Annotated in this window: 13 protein-coding genes; 3 read left to right on the top strand and 10 right to left on the bottom strand. The window is 30.3% G+C overall.

The annotated features are described in order from the left end of the window. The first annotated feature begins 33 nt into the window (after positions 1-33). The 3 genes from ACVEGE_RS16370 (at position 34) to ACVEGE_RS16360 (ending at position 6149) form a co-directional block, all read left to right on the top strand. A complete protein-coding gene (locus tag ACVEGE_RS16370) occupies positions 34-1818 on the top strand; it encodes a chloride channel protein (protein WP_192501633.1) in 1785 nt (594 codons plus the stop codon). A 302-nt stretch (positions 1819-2120) separates the two neighbouring features. Beyond that, the gene (gene uvrA / locus ACVEGE_RS16365; protein ID WP_192501634.1) at positions 2121-4952 is read left to right on the top strand and encodes an excinuclease ABC subunit UvrA; all 2832 of its coding nucleotides are present in this window, start codon (positions 2121-2123) and stop codon (positions 4950-4952) included. A gap of 282 nt (positions 4953-5234) precedes the next feature. Then, positions 5235-6149, top strand: a complete 915-nt coding sequence (locus tag ACVEGE_RS16360; protein ID WP_192501635.1) for a DUF2167 domain-containing protein — start codon at positions 5235-5237, stop codon at positions 6147-6149. A 350-nt stretch (positions 6150-6499) separates the two neighbouring features. Here the strand turns inward: ACVEGE_RS16360 and ACVEGE_RS16355 are convergent, their stop codons facing one another. The 10 genes from ACVEGE_RS16355 to ACVEGE_RS16310 all read right to left on the bottom strand — a co-directional run bounded on the left by ACVEGE_RS16355 (position 6500) and on the right by ACVEGE_RS16310 (position 15754). Beyond that, positions 6500-6907 carry a hypothetical protein gene (locus ACVEGE_RS16355; RefSeq protein ID WP_192501636.1) on the bottom strand — a complete coding sequence of 136 codons (408 nt, stop codon included), beginning with the start codon at positions 6905-6907 and terminating at the stop codon, positions 6500-6502. A gap of 521 nt (positions 6908-7428) precedes the next feature. Further along, positions 7429-8013 (bottom strand): outer membrane beta-barrel protein, encoded by a 585-nt coding sequence (locus ACVEGE_RS16350; RefSeq protein WP_192501637.1) that lies wholly within the window; start codon positions 8011-8013, stop codon positions 7429-7431. Positions 8014-8174: 161 nt separating this feature from the next. Continuing rightward, positions 8175-9560: a hypothetical protein gene (locus tag ACVEGE_RS16345; protein WP_192501638.1), complete on the bottom strand. Its 1386-nt coding sequence runs from the start codon at positions 9558-9560 to the stop codon at positions 8175-8177. A gap of 160 nt (positions 9561-9720) precedes the next feature. Continuing rightward, entirely contained in the window at positions 9721-10317 is a 597-nt protein-coding gene (locus ACVEGE_RS16340; protein WP_192501639.1) for a hypothetical protein, read from the bottom strand. 184 nt (positions 10318-10501) lie between these two features. Next, positions 10502-10798, bottom strand: coding sequence for a hypothetical protein (locus tag ACVEGE_RS16335; RefSeq protein ID WP_192501640.1), 297 nt, complete (start codon positions 10796-10798; stop codon positions 10502-10504). Positions 10799-10935: 137 nt separating this feature from the next. Further along, positions 10936-11301 carry a hypothetical protein gene (locus ACVEGE_RS16330; protein ID WP_458008576.1) on the bottom strand — a complete coding sequence of 122 codons (366 nt, stop codon included), beginning with the start codon at positions 11299-11301 and terminating at the stop codon, positions 10936-10938. Beyond that, positions 11292-12185 (bottom strand): IS1595 family transposase, encoded by an 894-nt coding sequence (locus ACVEGE_RS16325; protein WP_192501064.1) that lies wholly within the window; start codon positions 12183-12185, stop codon positions 11292-11294. The genes ACVEGE_RS16330 and ACVEGE_RS16325 overlap by 10 nt, the downstream gene beginning before the upstream one ends. Before the next feature lie 374 nt (positions 12186-12559). Beyond that, entirely contained in the window at positions 12560-12994 is a 435-nt protein-coding gene (locus tag ACVEGE_RS16320) for a hypothetical protein (protein WP_192501642.1), read from the bottom strand. Positions 12995-13278: 284 nt separating this feature from the next. Further along, complete coding sequence (locus tag ACVEGE_RS16315; RefSeq protein ID WP_192501643.1) at positions 13279-14877, bottom strand: S41 family peptidase; 1599 nt, start codon at positions 14875-14877, stop codon at positions 13279-13281. Positions 14878-14956: 79 nt separating this feature from the next. Continuing rightward, positions 14957-15754, bottom strand: a complete 798-nt coding sequence (locus tag ACVEGE_RS16310) for a helix-turn-helix domain-containing protein (RefSeq protein ID WP_192501644.1) — start codon at positions 15752-15754, stop codon at positions 14957-14959. Positions 15755-15791 lie beyond the last annotated feature (37 nt).

The raw sequence follows: 15791 nt of genomic DNA, 5'->3' as shown, positions 1-15791 counted from the left end.
TAATAGTAATTTAGCACTTTCAAAAAAAAATAAATGTTTAAAAAATATATTTCTAAACTAGAAAGTATCATTGCTTGGTCACAATCCATATTGACAGAAAAACAATTTATTTTCTTATCTAGTATTTTAGTTGGTATCACATCTGCCTTTGCTGTAATTGTTTTAAAGACTTTTGCGCACTGGGTTTTTTCATTTGCTACGTACATCAACGGAATGCTCAAGTTAAGTTTTATAAACAGTATTTTACCTATTGCAGGTTTAGTTTTGACAGTATTTGTTGTCAAACGTTTTTTAGGTGGATCTATTGAAAAAGGAACCTCACAAATTTTATATGCTGTAGCAAAAAAGGCCAGTATTATTCAGAAAAAACAAATGTATGCCCAAATCTTCACTAGTTCCTTAACAGTAGGTTTAGGAGGATCAGCGGGTTTAGAGAGTCCTATTGTGGTTACAGGAGCTGCTTTTGGTTCTAATTATGCTCAAAAATATAAATTAAGTTACAAGGACAGAACCTTATTAATAGGCTGCGGAGTAGCTGCAGGTATTGCAGCTGCCTTTAATGCTCCTATAGCGGGAGTACTTTTTGCCATAGAATTTTTATTAGTGGATGTAAGCATCTCAGCATTTACACCCATCATGATCGCTGCTGCAACAGGAGCCCTTGTATCAGTAATTGCTTTAGATGAAACTATCTTACTGAACTTTAAACAACAACAAGTTTTTGATTACCATAAAATTCCATTTTACATTATCTTAGGAATAATCACTGGTTTTTTATCTATTTATTATACTCGAAATTTTCAAAGAACTGAGCACTTTTTTCACAAGTTAAAACTGAATCCGTATAAAAAAGCGTTGCTGGGAGCAGGTATGTTGGCGGTGTTAATTTTTATATTCCCAACCCTTTTTGGAGAAGGATATGAAAGCATCAAAGTATTGTCAGACAGTAATCCTGGTAAAATATTAGAAAACACCTTATTTAGTAAGTACAGCGACAACAACTATGTTTTAATTGCCTTTGTAGGATTAACAATGATGTTAAAGGTTTTTGCTTCGGGAATTACGCTTGGTGCAGGAGGTAATGGAGGAAATTTTGCTCCTTCCCTATTTGTGGGATCGTACGTAGGTTTTGTTTTTTCGAAAATTATTAATCTAACCGGTTTAACCCATTTGCCCGTAAGTAATTTTACAATGGTTGGAATGGCTGGTATTTTAAGTGGTTTATTTCACGCTCCATTGACCGCAATATTCTTAATTGCTGAAATTACAGGTGGCTATAGTTTAATGCTTCCTTTAATGATTGTTGCCTCAATAAGTTTTGCTATTTCTAAACGTTTTGAGAAGCACTCTATGGATGTAAAAGATTTGGCTCAAAAAGGACATGCCTTTACTAGTAACAAAGATACTAATGTACTTTCTACCTTAGAAACTACTTCTATCATTCAAACGGATTATTTAACGCTTTCACCTGATGAAAACTTAGACAAACTAGTTGATTTAATTTCGCATTCTAATCAAGTAATATTTGCTGTAGTTGACAAAGAGAAGCATTTATTAGGTGTTGTTCATTTTAACAATATTCGCGAAATTATTTTTAATAGCTATCGTGTTAAGTACACTTTAGTGAAAGATATTATGGCCACGCCACAGGAAGTAATTTACCCTTTTAACAGCATGGAAACTGTAATGAATAAGTTTGAAAGGTCTAAAGTGGCTTTCTTACCAGTGATAAAAGACGAGAAATATTTTGGTTTTATCTCTAAATCAGTAGCTCTAGAGGCTTACAGAAGTAAGTTAAAAGCAATGACTATTGAATAAATACAAAACGCTAACCACAAATTAGCGTTTTTTTATGCGCAATACCCAAACGTAATAAAAACCACAAATAGTTATAAATAGCCCAGATTGCAGTAAAAATCCTTGTGGGGCAAGTGTTTTGCCACACAAGATTGTAACGAAAAGCGGGAGGGAACGCAATTGAAACACCAACTTATTATGCTCTTAAAAAAACACAAACTACTATTCTATTCTATTGATAGGTCCTATTTTAACACAAAGTTCTAAACTGTTCTATTGAAAGAATAAATCAAAAGGTTAACTTTGCTTTTTTGCAAAAAATTATGTTAGACAAAGACAATACTATTGAAGTTCAAGGTGCCCGTGTGCACAACCTTAAAAACATAGATATCTCCATTCCTCGCGAAAAACTAGTGGTTATTACTGGCCTTTCGGGTTCTGGGAAATCATCACTTGCTTTCGACACTATTTATGCCGAAGGACAGCGCCGCTATGTAGAAACTTTTTCAGCTTATGCGAGGCAGTTTCTTGGTGGACTCGAGCGTCCTGATGTGGATAAAATTGACGGACTATCGCCTGTGATTGCTATTGAACAAAAAACGACCAGTAAGAGTCCTCGCTCCACTGTGGGTACAATCACGGAGATATACGATTTCTTGCGTTTGCTATTTGCTCGTGCTGCTGATGCTTACAGTTACAATACAGGCGAGAAAATGGTGAGTTACAGTGATGAGCAAATCAAGGATTTAATTACCAACGATTTTTTGAATAAACGCATCAATATCCTTGCTCCAGTTATTAGAGCGAGAAAGGGACATTATGGCGAATTATTCCAGCAAATTGCCAAACAGGGTTTCTTGAAAGTACGTGTTAATGGCGAGGTTCGCGAAATCACATCTGGGATGAAACTGGACCGTTACAAAACGCATGATATTGAAATTGTAGTTGATCGCATGCTGGTTGAAGACACAGCTGACAATCAAAAACGCTTGTCAGAAAGTATCAATACTGCCATGCATCATGGAGAAAATGTATTGATGATTCTTGATCAAGACAGTAATGAAGTGCGTTATTTTAGTAGAAATTTAATGTGTCCTACAACGGGAATTTCGTACCAAAATCCGGAGCCAAATTTATTTTCATTTAACTCTCCTAAAGGGGCGTGTGATCATTGTAACGGACTAGGAACGGTGAACGAAATCAATATTAAAAAAATAATTCCGAATCCTAAATTATCTATAAAAGCGGGTGGTTTTGCACCTTTGGGCGAGTACAAATCCTCTTGGATTTTTAAGCAATTGGAAATTATAGGTGAAAAATATGGTTTTAAAAATACTGATGCCGTAGAAACGATTCCAGAAGAAGCCATGGAAATGATTTTGAATGGTGGAAAAGAAAAATTCACGATCAACTCTAAAGATTTAGGAGTTGCTCGAGACTATAAAATAGATTTTGAAGGAATCTCCCATTTTATAAAAAACCAATTCGACGAAAGTGGTTCTACAACTATTAAAAGATGGGCAAAAGAATTCATGGACGAAATAAAATGTCCGGTTTGTGAGGGTTCACGATTAAAAAAAGAAGCCTTATTTTTTAAAATAAACGAGAAAAACATATCCGAATTATGTGATATGGATATTGCTGATTTAACGGTTTGGTTCAAGGATTTGGACAACCACTTATCTGATAAGCAAAAAAGAATTGCAACTGAAGTTGTAAAAGAAATTAATGACAGATTGAACTTCTTGATGAATGTAGGTTTAGAATATTTGGCTTTAAGCCGAAGTTCAAAATCACTTTCTGGTGGTGAGGCACAACGTATTCGATTGGCTACACAAATAGGCTCACAATTAGTGGGTGTTTTATACATATTAGATGAACCAAGTATAGGTTTACACCAAAGAGACAACGAAAAGCTAATTCATTCTTTAGAGCAATTGCGCGATCTTGGGAACTCAGTCATTGTCGTGGAGCACGATAAAGACATGATTGAGCAAGCAGATTATGTAATTGATATAGGTCCAAAAGCAGGAAAATTTGGTGGAGAGATTATCAGTATAGGAACTCCAGCCGAAACATTAGCCTCAGATACAATTACAGCACAGTACTTGAACGGAAAAATGAAATTTGAGATTCCGAAAAAGCGACGTGAAGGAAACGGAAAATTTTTGAAATTAACTGGAGCAACTGGAAACAACTTAAAAAATGTAACAATTGATTTGCCTCTTGGTAAAATGATTTGTGTGACGGGGGTTTCTGGTAGTGGTAAATCTACTTTAATAAACGAGACCCTCTACCCTATTTTGAATGCTTTTTATTTTAATGGTGTCAAAAAACCACAGCCGTACAAAAAAATAGAAGGCTTAGAACATATTGACAAAGTAATTGCGATAGACCAGAGTCCGATAGGGAGAACACCGCGTTCTAACCCTGCCACTTACACTGAGGTTTTTACCGAAATAAGAGCTTTGTTTACCAAAACATCTGAGAGCATGATACGCGGTTACAAAGCGGGTCGTTTTAGTTTTAATGTAAAAGGTGGTCGCTGTGAAACTTGTCAAGGATCAGGTGTGCGAACTATAGAAATGAACTTTTTACCAGATGTTTACGTTGAATGCGAAACTTGCCAAGGAAAACGTTTTAATAGAGAGACATTAGAGATACGATTCAAAGGAAAATCAATTTCGGATGTGTTGAATATGACGGTTGATGAGGCAGTACCTTTTTTTGAAATGATTCCGAAAATCTATAGAAAAGTAAAAACGATTCAAGATGTTGGTTTGGGCTATATTACACTAGGACAACAAAGCACCACGCTTTCTGGTGGTGAGGCGCAACGTATTAAATTAGCAGGTGAATTGTCTAAAAAAGATACTGGAAACACTTTTTATATTTTGGATGAACCTACCACAGGCTTGCATTTTGAAGACATTAGAGTACTGATGGAAGTGATTAACAAGTTAGTAGATAAAGGAAATACCATCTTGATTATTGAGCATAATATGGACGTAATCAAACTCGCTGATTATATCATTGACATAGGCCCTGAAGGTGGTAAAGGAGGCGGACAGTTAGTTGCAAAAGGTACACCTGAAGAAGTTGCAAAAAACAAAAAAAGCTATACGGCGAAATTCTTGAAAAAGGAATTGAAATAGTTTTAAAAAATACAGCTACTACAAATAAGACTTTTATACTTAGTCTTGTTTGTGGTTTTTTTAAACACTTATCTCACTAATTTATCATTGTGAGGAACAAAGCAATCTCTATTTATCCAAATAAATTGGCTTTAAAAGTCCTATTTTACAATTTATACAGCGAATTTTGAATTGAATTTTTTATTTTCATTAATAAGATTATTATTATACATTTGGCAAAATTAAAATAACTTTTGAAGTAAAGGAAAAGTTAAAAATACAACCAAACCTTAAATAATTAATATGAAAATAATTTTACTCAGCTTAGTTTTTATCATGTCATTTTCTAGCTATTCACAAAATGATTATACTACAAAAATTGATTCAATTGAAAAAACTTTCACCTATGAACATGGAATAATAAAATTGTCTAATGGTGTAGGGAGTATTACGATTCCAAAAGGATTTAAGTACCTAAACTCTACTCAAGCGGAGCGAGTACTTTTTGATTTGTGGGGAAATCCAAAGTCTGATAATATGACACTAGGACTTTTACTTCCTGAAAACCAAGGTGTATTAGATCAAAAAGGCTATGTTTTTAACGTTCAATACGATGAAATTGGATATGTGAAAGATGATGATGCAGATGATATTGATTATGATGATTTATTGATTCAAATGAGAAAAGATGTCGAAACAGAAAATGTAGATAGAAAAAAAGAAGGTTATGAATCTATAAGTATCGTAGGATGGGCAGCAAAACCGTTTTATGATGAAGATAGAAAAATTTTACACTGGGCTAAAAAAATAAAATTTGGTAACGAACCAATAAATACGCTGAATTATAATATTAGAATTCTAGGTAGAAAAGGAGTGATTGTATTAAATGCCATCGCAACAGAAACAGAATTGCCTTTAGTTCAAAAAGATATTAAAAAAGTACTGGATATTGTTCAATTTAATGATGGTTATAAATATGAAGAATTCGATAGTTCAATAGATAATGTTGCTGCGTGGACAATTGGAGGTTTAGTTGCGGGTAAAATATTAACTAAAGTTGGTATTTTTGCACTAGTTGCTAAATTTGGGAAAATTATTATTCTTGCATTACTGGGTTTCTTTGGTGCTTTTAAAAATAAGATAAAAAAATTATTTTCGAAAAATAAGGAGGAAGAATCAATTGAAAAAATAGAAGAAACTGACTCTAATCCTGAGTAATAAAACTTTCTACATAATTATTCCACAAACAGCACTATTTAAACACAGTCGGTTTGTGGTTTTTTATTAATAGCTTTTCATAAGACTAATACCAATTGACTTCTTGAAATCACCATTAAATTAACATTGTGAGGAACAAAACAATCTGTTCCAGTTAATTGAATTAGGCTTGGCTTATAAACACTAATCTCACTAGTTACTATATATGACTTTACGCTTTGAGTACTGAAAAAAAAAGGCACGCAGATTTTGAATATTTTAGTAGAGTAGTTATGATTAATCTGCGAAAATCTCTGAAATCTGCGTGATTTTATAAGTAGATAACTGGTAACGTATAGCAATTAACGTTATTATTTTTTTGTTTTGATAAATACAATAAATTTTCCGAAAACGAAAACGATGCACCCCACTACTCCTGCTACAAATAATCCAGTTAGGAATGAAAAACTTCTTCCTGTATCTCTTGTCACTTTTTCTAAAGCTTCTTTTTGTGCTACGGTAATTTCGTTTGCTGTAAAGAATCCGTCTTGATTCAAATCAAATTTTTCTAACGCTAGTTGTGAGTTAATAGTGGTATACCAAGCTCCTCCTATAATTAAAATATACACTATTAAAAAAACTGTTAGACTTGTCCACAGCCATTTTTGGTCTATAGAAGTAAATAATCGCTTACGTTGATATAAAACAGCTATTAAAACAAAAACTGAAATTATTGTAGGAATAATAAAATGATACGGTAAACTGATGCTTAGATTCATGGTAATGTTTGCTTCTTTAAATTAATAACTTATTGCAATAATAATTACCAAAATTGTAAATATAACCAAAATTATTTAATAGCGGAAGCGGGATTTTTTTTACAATAATTGATATAGAAGTATTAGATAAATAATGTAATTAAGATGTTTTTCATTATTTTAATATAAAACTCAGATTTCAATTTTTCTACTCGAATAATCTTATTTATTGTCTATTTATTTTTCTACGCTCAAAGTTTGACTAAGTTCAGTTTTCAGATTCCATTTTTCAGACAAAGTTCGGCACGCACAGTTCGGTTAAACGCAATATTAAAATATCTTACGGAAATGTATTTCTGGTTGACAAAAGTGTTTTCTGCGTCATTACGGCATAAGTCTCGTGCAACGTTTATGTATAAGAATAGTTGCGGGTTTATATGCGAGAATTTTCCGAAGGAAAATCAGACGTTACAAACACCCAACGACCTTTGATTAAGCACTAAACCGCAATTATTTTTATACGGTGTTGTAGATAGTTTTTATTATAAACGGTAACCTAATCCAATTTTCAAAATATTAATATTCGTATTATATTTTATATCAGGCACTTCATTGTCAACTCCAATTTTTATAAAATCATATTGAACTTGGGCAAACAATTTTTCTGTTATGTCATATGCTATTCCAAAATTCAGATTAATTCCGTTCTCGCTTTCACTTGAACTTACAGAAAGATTATTCTGATTATTAAATCTATCTACATCAGCTCGAATGTTCAATATTGAGTAACCCAATCCTACAGAAGGATGAAGTTTGGGTAGAGATTTTATATTAAATTCACCATAAATTCTAGGAATGAAAATATAAGTAGTAACATCGAAAGGTTGAACTCTATCGTCTTTTGCGTTCTTATACATACCAGCGTTTAATGAAGCACCAATATTCATAAAATCTAAATTCACAAAACGATATTTAAGTCCAGCATCTATGATTCCGTTATAATTTCTCCCAACTACATTATCATCGATAGGAATCGGATAATTCAATTCGAAGCTAAATTTAGAATCTTGAGAAAATGATTTTATTGAAAAAATCAGTAATAATACTAATAATATTTTTTGTTTCATAGTTCTGTTTTTAAATTACCTACAATGTTTCGCAGCTTCATGAAGTGGTGAACTTCGTAACCGATTATTTTCGACTAAGATAAAATTTCTTGCGAAAAACAAACGTGAATTTAGCACTTATTTCGCAATCTCACAAAATCGCTGTTGTGTGATGTATTTTTTTATTTAGTTTCTGTTTCCAGTTTTTTGATTAGCGTTTGTGTTGTTGACTTCTTTTGGTTTATAATAATCAATTGGCTTTTGTCTTCTAAAAGGATTTTATAATTAAATTCATTCTCTGAATTGAATTCCCAATTATTAAGTTCTTTAAATTCTTTTTTTATTAGGTTTAATTTTTCCTTGTTGTTTTTTGAAACAATAATCAATTTTGTAAGTGATGTTTTTTTCATTTTTTCAATTGTACTTTTTGTAATTTCAGTTTCATATTCTGTTCTTGAACGATAACGATATTTTTTCTTAATTACGTTAAAGTCATTTTCATTTTCAGAAATAACATATCTGTAAGGCATTAAGTTGTCGAGTTCGTTTATCCAATTGGGAAAATTCACTTCATAAATAGTAATGTAACGATCAATGAAATCTTTATCTATTGGTTTCTTTTGGGAAATATATTCGTTAATCAATGGATATATTTCTTTTGCCATTAGATTTATATATTTTTGACTATACCAATCTCGTGTGTCAATTTTTCCATCAATATTTTCAAATACATATCCATTACCTAATGAAGTGGCTATGGCTTCATTTAACAACAAGTAAGCATAATTGCTATATTTTGATTTATTTTCTTTAAAATTCTTATCAATTTCTGTTTTAATTTCAAGTGATTGTTCGTAATAAATAATGTGAAATGTTTCGTGTAACATTACACTAAACAAGTCTTTATAACCTTCTAGGTCTGTTTGAATACCACTAATGAAATTATTATAAAAAGATTGGGCTGAAAAACCCTTAGAATTTGGTAATGGATAAAATGCAATATTAAAAGGAATTGAGGTATCCCAAGTTGAATTATAAAATATTATTCCTGTTTCAAAATAATTTTCTATTTTATTTTCAGTTGAGTATTTTGTAATTTCTACAATTTGTTTTTCAAATTTTTCTTTATTAGGGTTGTATATTAATTCATTATAAATAGGAGTAAAAAGTGTAACGATTTTTGTAAGGTCATTCAATGTTTTGTTTGTCACAATTCCAATTGAGCGAATTTTAAAATCATTTAAATTTTCAGTTTCGATTAAATTTTTCTTCAAAAAATCTATTGATTGCATTGGTTTTTTAGAACCGTCAGGAAACTCTTCAAATTTATAACTATACTCTATTGATAATTTGTCAAATTCTGATATTGCATCTTTAAACTGATCAACATTATATTTTGATTTTTGAAATTCGGTTTTGAAAACATTTTCTGGATAGTTTTCAGATAAATTTTGAATAAAAGTAAAAACTGCTAATTGTTCAGAATATTTTATATTGAAGTTTGTTTTTTGAGCAAAAATTAATGTAGTTATTCCACAAAATAGTAAAGTTAAAACTCTGGTTTTCATTGTTATTTCTGATTTTAATAATATATCGCACAACGTGTCGCGGCTATGCAGAAGTGGCGAACTTCGTGACCGATTATTTGCGGCTAAGATAAAATTTATTGCGGAAGATAAACATAATTTTTAGTACTTTACTCGCAAAACGTGTATTGGCAGAAGTATTTTATTCGGTTATTTTATAGTTCTCCCAAAAGGTTTTATTATATTTTACTTTTTCAAATATTTGTACTTCTTTTTTGTTTGAAATTTTGATTGGATTTTCAGTTTTGAAATCTCTCCAATTAGAATCAATGTACATTTTTAATTGATAAGTATTTTTTTCTATATCATACAATTTTCCTAATATTTCAATTTCAGAACTTGTTAAAAAATACAAATTATTAATTTTCTCAAAATTAGTTTCTACGCTTTCTGATTTTATTTCTTTATTGACGTATTTTTCATTCCATCCATAAATATCATATTTTGAAGATTCAGGGTTTTCCATAAACTCCCAATTCTCTATAATTTTAACAATTGCATAATCATCTTTATTTATATAAAGTGTTCCTGAATAATTCCCTGGAATTTGCTTTTTAGTATAAGTATAGTGATTTCTTGGAATAGAATAACTTATTATATATATCGTTTTGTCATTATATATTTTAACTTCATTTATTTTATAAACAAATTTTTTCGATTTTCTAATATTAAAACAACTTCCATACATTATTGGATTGTTATAGGTTAAGCTTCTAAATTGACGAATACTTGTTGGCACATAATCATTCTTTACATTCCATCTAATCTCTTCTATTTGTTTCGTATTTCTATTTGATTGCTGATTATATCCTTGTTCGTATTGGTTGTTAACTATGTCTATATTTGTTACCGTTTCATTATTAACTTTTACATCAATATTTGAGTATTGTTCGGAACTAAAAGAATCGGTTGGATAATTTTTATTAATGTTTTTCTATTGCTTTTTTAATAATTGAATTGGTAAACTTTTTGCTGTAATTTAGGATTAAAACTTCCTCCAAAATATTTGTTTCTGTTTTTGTTTTCTTATTTTGTCTAGTATTTAAAACTGTTAAATCATCATTCTTTTCTTTGATTCTTTTAACTTCAATATCTTCATCCTCGACAATTGCTGATTGTTTAACTTCGTTAAAATACAAATAGCCATCGTGCAGTAAATCTAATCTTGCCTCAATAAAATCAATTGGACTAAATAATCGATTGAATTGATTTTTATTCATTTCATATTTCTTGGACAATTTTTGTCAAGTTTGAATTGTATATAAATCGTTTTTTTTTCTATTTTCTGTCCAAATATATTGAGTATAAAAAGTAAAAAACAACTATTAATTAAAATACGGTTCATCTTATTTTTTTTTTAGTTAACAATATCATCCAGACCTCTCCATTCTACAGGGTAAATAACAAATTGGTTATCATTAATTATTTCTATAAGATAGGTTTTAAAAATACCGTTTTTATTATATCTTGGGTATATTTTACCAAATTTTTTAATCATTGCTTTTTTATTATTTATTCTCCATATAGCTTCTAATTTTTCTATTTCTTCAAAAGTAACTATTTTATAATCTTCTAATTTGCAAATTGACAAGGTATCTGATTTGTTTTTCCATAAAAATATTGCTTTTGCACATAAATTAAATTGGATACCTTCTTCTATATTTCTTTTTAGCGGGAAATCATAATGGCATTTTAATTTATTGAGGTCAGTAGTTACGAACATATAATTTTAGATTGATATATTTTTTCTGACTCGACCATTCTTACTATCAAATTGTTGAATATTGTGTCTTTGCTTTGAGAACGGTTAATTCGATAACAAAATTCATCAAGATACCTGTTTATATTAAAGTCACTTACCGATGAATATGTTGTTCTAATCCATGATTTTACTTGATGAATCATTGTGTGCAATGCCATAAAATTCATCCCTTTGTTGCTTTCTATTTGTGTGATATTATAATCTCCAAATAAAGGACGATAACCTTTCCATTTATCTGTGGTTATTTTTGCATTTTTATTAATGTGCTTTTCAAATATTGTCTCTAATTCTTTGGCTGAATAATTATCAATTTTCAAGGCATACATTCTTTTAATTTTTCCTTCATCTGTTAGTTCCACTGCTGTTACAACCTTTTTTTTCTTGCTATCATAACTCCTGCCTACTTTACCTTTTTCCTTTCCTCCAATAACGAATTCATCAACATGAACAGTTCCGTCCATTGGATGATTCTCACTAGATTTCATCGCTTCTCTAATTTTGTGCATAAATAAACGTGCTGTTTTTTCTGTAACTCCATAGCGAACTCCCATGTAACTGGCAGATAAACTTTTAGTGGTGGTTGACATCTCAAAACATATAAAAAAGGCTTTGCGTAAACCAAACTTAACCTTATGAAATAAAGTGTTTGCCGCCGCGGTTTCTGTATGGCTGCAGATATTACAAGTTCTGGAAAAATCTTTGCGGATTTGACTCTTTGTATGCTTACATTTTAAACAAATAAATCCTCGTTCCCATTTATAATTTGCTAAATATTCTTTGCAGTGTTCATCTGTTTTAAACCGTTCAGCGAACTCTAAAAGGTTTTGCCCTGTAAATAAATCCATGTTTCCCTTGTTTTATTGATCTCTAAGATATGAAATTATCTACTTACCTCAATAAATTTATAATCAGTAAAGTTTAAAAAAATTGTTTTTTTTTTAATTTTTTGTCCATACCCCATGCAAACAAAAAATATAAAATAGAGGCTAATTAAAATACGGTTCATCTTGGTGAATTTTTTGAAGTGAATTATCTATTTGTTGCGCTAGGTTATTGAATTCTCCCACAGGCGATAAAATATATTACAACGTCTCGCGGCTTGCAGAATTGGCAAAATTCGTAACCGCATATTTTCCGTTAAGATAAAATTTCTTGCGAAAGATAAGCGTGAATTTACCACATATTTCGCCATTTATGCAAACTGCTGTTGTGCGTAGTATTAATTTATTCGATTATATACAAACTTATAAATTATAACATTCCCATTTCCATCATCATCAGAACTTTCTAAAATAAGTTTATTGTTACCGTTTTCAAATGTTACATTTTCGGTATAAATATCTCCATTCTGATTGAATTGATAAGTGTTATTATTAATTTTTGTCCAAGTAAGATTAACATTATCAACTAAAACACATTCATTAGCTAGGTTTTGATCATAATATTTGTCGGTTCTATTTCCGTTACTTGTAAACTCAATAGTTGATGGTTGACAATCGTTTTGCGTAAATTGAATGTCATTTTCATATTGAGTTGAGTATTCCCATTTTCCAATTATTAAATCCACATTTGAAGAGTTATCATCGTTTTCTGTACACGAAATGACTAATGTTAATAGTGTTAATAAATTGATTTTTAGAAGTATTTTTTTCATTTTTCTTTTGGTAAATTATTTTTGGTTTAGTTCTTTTAGTCTCTTATTTGCGCAAACATTACGCATAGCGTTTCGCGTATTTGCGAAGTGGCAGGGGAATAAATCCTAATCTTTAAATTAAAAAACCATCATTCCTAAACAGGAACAATCTTTCAATTAAACATCAATCCTGCCATTTTGCAAATACGCTGTTATACGCCGTTTTTCCTTTGGTCACTTTATTTGTAGTTCAATACATGATTTGGTTTAGGTAAACAAACATTCTTTTTAAAATCTAAACATTATTATTGAAGTTCTAACTCTAATACCTTTTTAAACATTGGGTCTTTTTGTAACAAAAAGTTTTTTCCAAATATATTTTCATTTGTTGTAGTACGATCATGCAAAAAATCAATAGAATAAGTGATAAAATGTTCTACTTGGTTTTGGAAAATATCAGCAACTGTTTTACAATCTGTAAAATCAATTTGCGGTTCTACTCTAAAAAATATTTTACTGTAAGGTGTGTAAAGTAAAGAAACACTTGTTTGTATCCCACCTAACGCATTAGGCATTTCTCCTATACTAATTAAACGATTGGTTTTGAAGGCTAAACTAGACAAATTACTGGTTGATGAATATATAAAACGATCCTGTAATATATAAACATTCCCATCGAATGTAAAAGGTTCTTTATCAGGAATTACATAGTCAAATTTTTCGTTTATGTAATACATTTTAACATTTTTTAATTTTGGTCCGTTTTGAGTGAAAGAATAGTTTTTACCCTTATTTATGGTGTCTGTATTTATTTCAAAATATTTGCAATTGTAGGGGCTAAAAACTCGTCCAAGCCTTAAGTTTACGCTCAATGTATCTTTTAATATTTTGGATAGAAATTTTTGATAAGTCTCATCGCTTCCTCCACCGTTCCCCCTAACATCCAATACAACAGACTTTATAGAATGCTTATCTATAATTGCTTTAAATCTTTTAACCAAGGTATCTCCTAGCTCTGGTTCCATTTGCGGTAATTTGGCATAAAAAATTTGTTCCTTTTCAAAATAGTGCGTAACCACATTGTTAGAACTATCGAAACCAAAGTTATTATTATTTTTTTCTAAAAAATTAACCGTGTCTTTTTTGGCTATATTAAGTTGATATTTGTTGTTGTTTTTATCTGAAAAAGTTAACCGTAAAGTGTCTTTTTTATAAAGTTTGCCTAGCGTATAAAACCTTTCATTATACACACGTTTATACTTTCTGTCCCATGATAATGCCGGCAATACCTGCTCCATTTCTTTATGGTTTATTATTTTATGTACACTTACATTGTTGCATTTTAGCAGTTTTAGACCGTAAGGATATTTTTTACCATTATATGCAAACGGTAATAAATTATGATATTCGCCATCAGTGTAAACTAAATTTAATTTCAACTTTGGACCTGTTGAACTGCTTCGAAGATAATTCCAATATTTATAGTGATGGTTCATATCTAAAGTGTCAATACCTTTTATGTTTCCATTAGGTGCTAACCAATATTTTTTTGCGATATCTAACAAATATGGCCACATTAAACTAGTATGGTCATCTTGTGCAGAATTAACGGTTTTTAGTACTATCCGTAAATATTCTGGCAAAGTAGTTTTTTTGGTAATTTGTTTTCTTAATTTTTTTGCATGCTTATTAAAGTCAATACCGCGAACTTGCTTATTAAAGTAAATAATAGGGCTTACTTGTCTTATGTAAGACACTAACGAATCGTGGTCGGCTAACATTTGCGAATAGGTTAGTTTAGGTGTTCCTTCTAACTCCTTTGGTAATTGGGCGGTTTGCGCTTTGAGCTTGAAAAAAGACAGTAATATAACAAAAGTTACGATTAGCTTTAGATTTATTTTCATTTCATTATTTTTAGTGAAGTACAAAAATATATTTCCTTAGACAATGAAAATTGTAAAAATCTGCCAACCTTATCAAATGCTATTTCAAATCCCAAATTAGCGTATTATCAACCTGACAACTACTTTGTTTAAATTGAGAAGGAGTTTTATTTGTGTATTTTTTAAAGGTTTTGATAAAATGAGATTGGTCTGTAAAATTTAATAAAAAAGCTATTTCAATCAATGGTATATTTTTTAAAATTAAAGGCATGGCTTCTCTGACTTTACGTATTTGTAAATATTCTTTTGGAGTAGTTTGTAATTGATTTACAAAGTATCTATGTGTAGAACGGTAGCTTTTACACAATAAATCATTTAATTCCTCAATTTGATTTGCTTTCATTGTTTCGTTAAATAATAAACTATTGGATATCATTTCATCTCTTAAAATTGAAATAAAAAAACTCTCAATTTCGTTTTGAATAATTTCCAAGGGCTTATTGCTAAATGCAATTTCAAACAGTGGTGTCCAATTTTTGTTTTCATCCAGTACATTGTTTTTAAAAATGTTTTGTGAAAGTATCTCTCCAAAAATAGCCTCTAAACCCATTGGGTTAAAATTTATACATAACTCTTGATATGCATGTTTTGTGGTTATCTTTATAGGCTGTTTGTAAATACCTGTTAAGTAACTACTATTTTTTGTTGAGGGAGAAATACTGTATTCATTCGTATTTAATTCGACCATTGTTCCTCCTTTAATTAAACTAAGGCAATGATTAGTATTTGGATAACACAACTGACTTATAATCTCATTATCACTTTTGGTTATAAATAAGAAATATTGAATAAATTCTTTTAATAAAGGTTTTTTTGGGCAAAATATCTTTGTTTTCATTTGTTTAATTGATCCTAAATCTGTCTATTGTACACTT

This window comes from Flavobacterium sp. PL002 (genome assembly GCF_054165825.1).
This window is presented reverse-complemented; position numbering and strand designations above follow the sequence as displayed.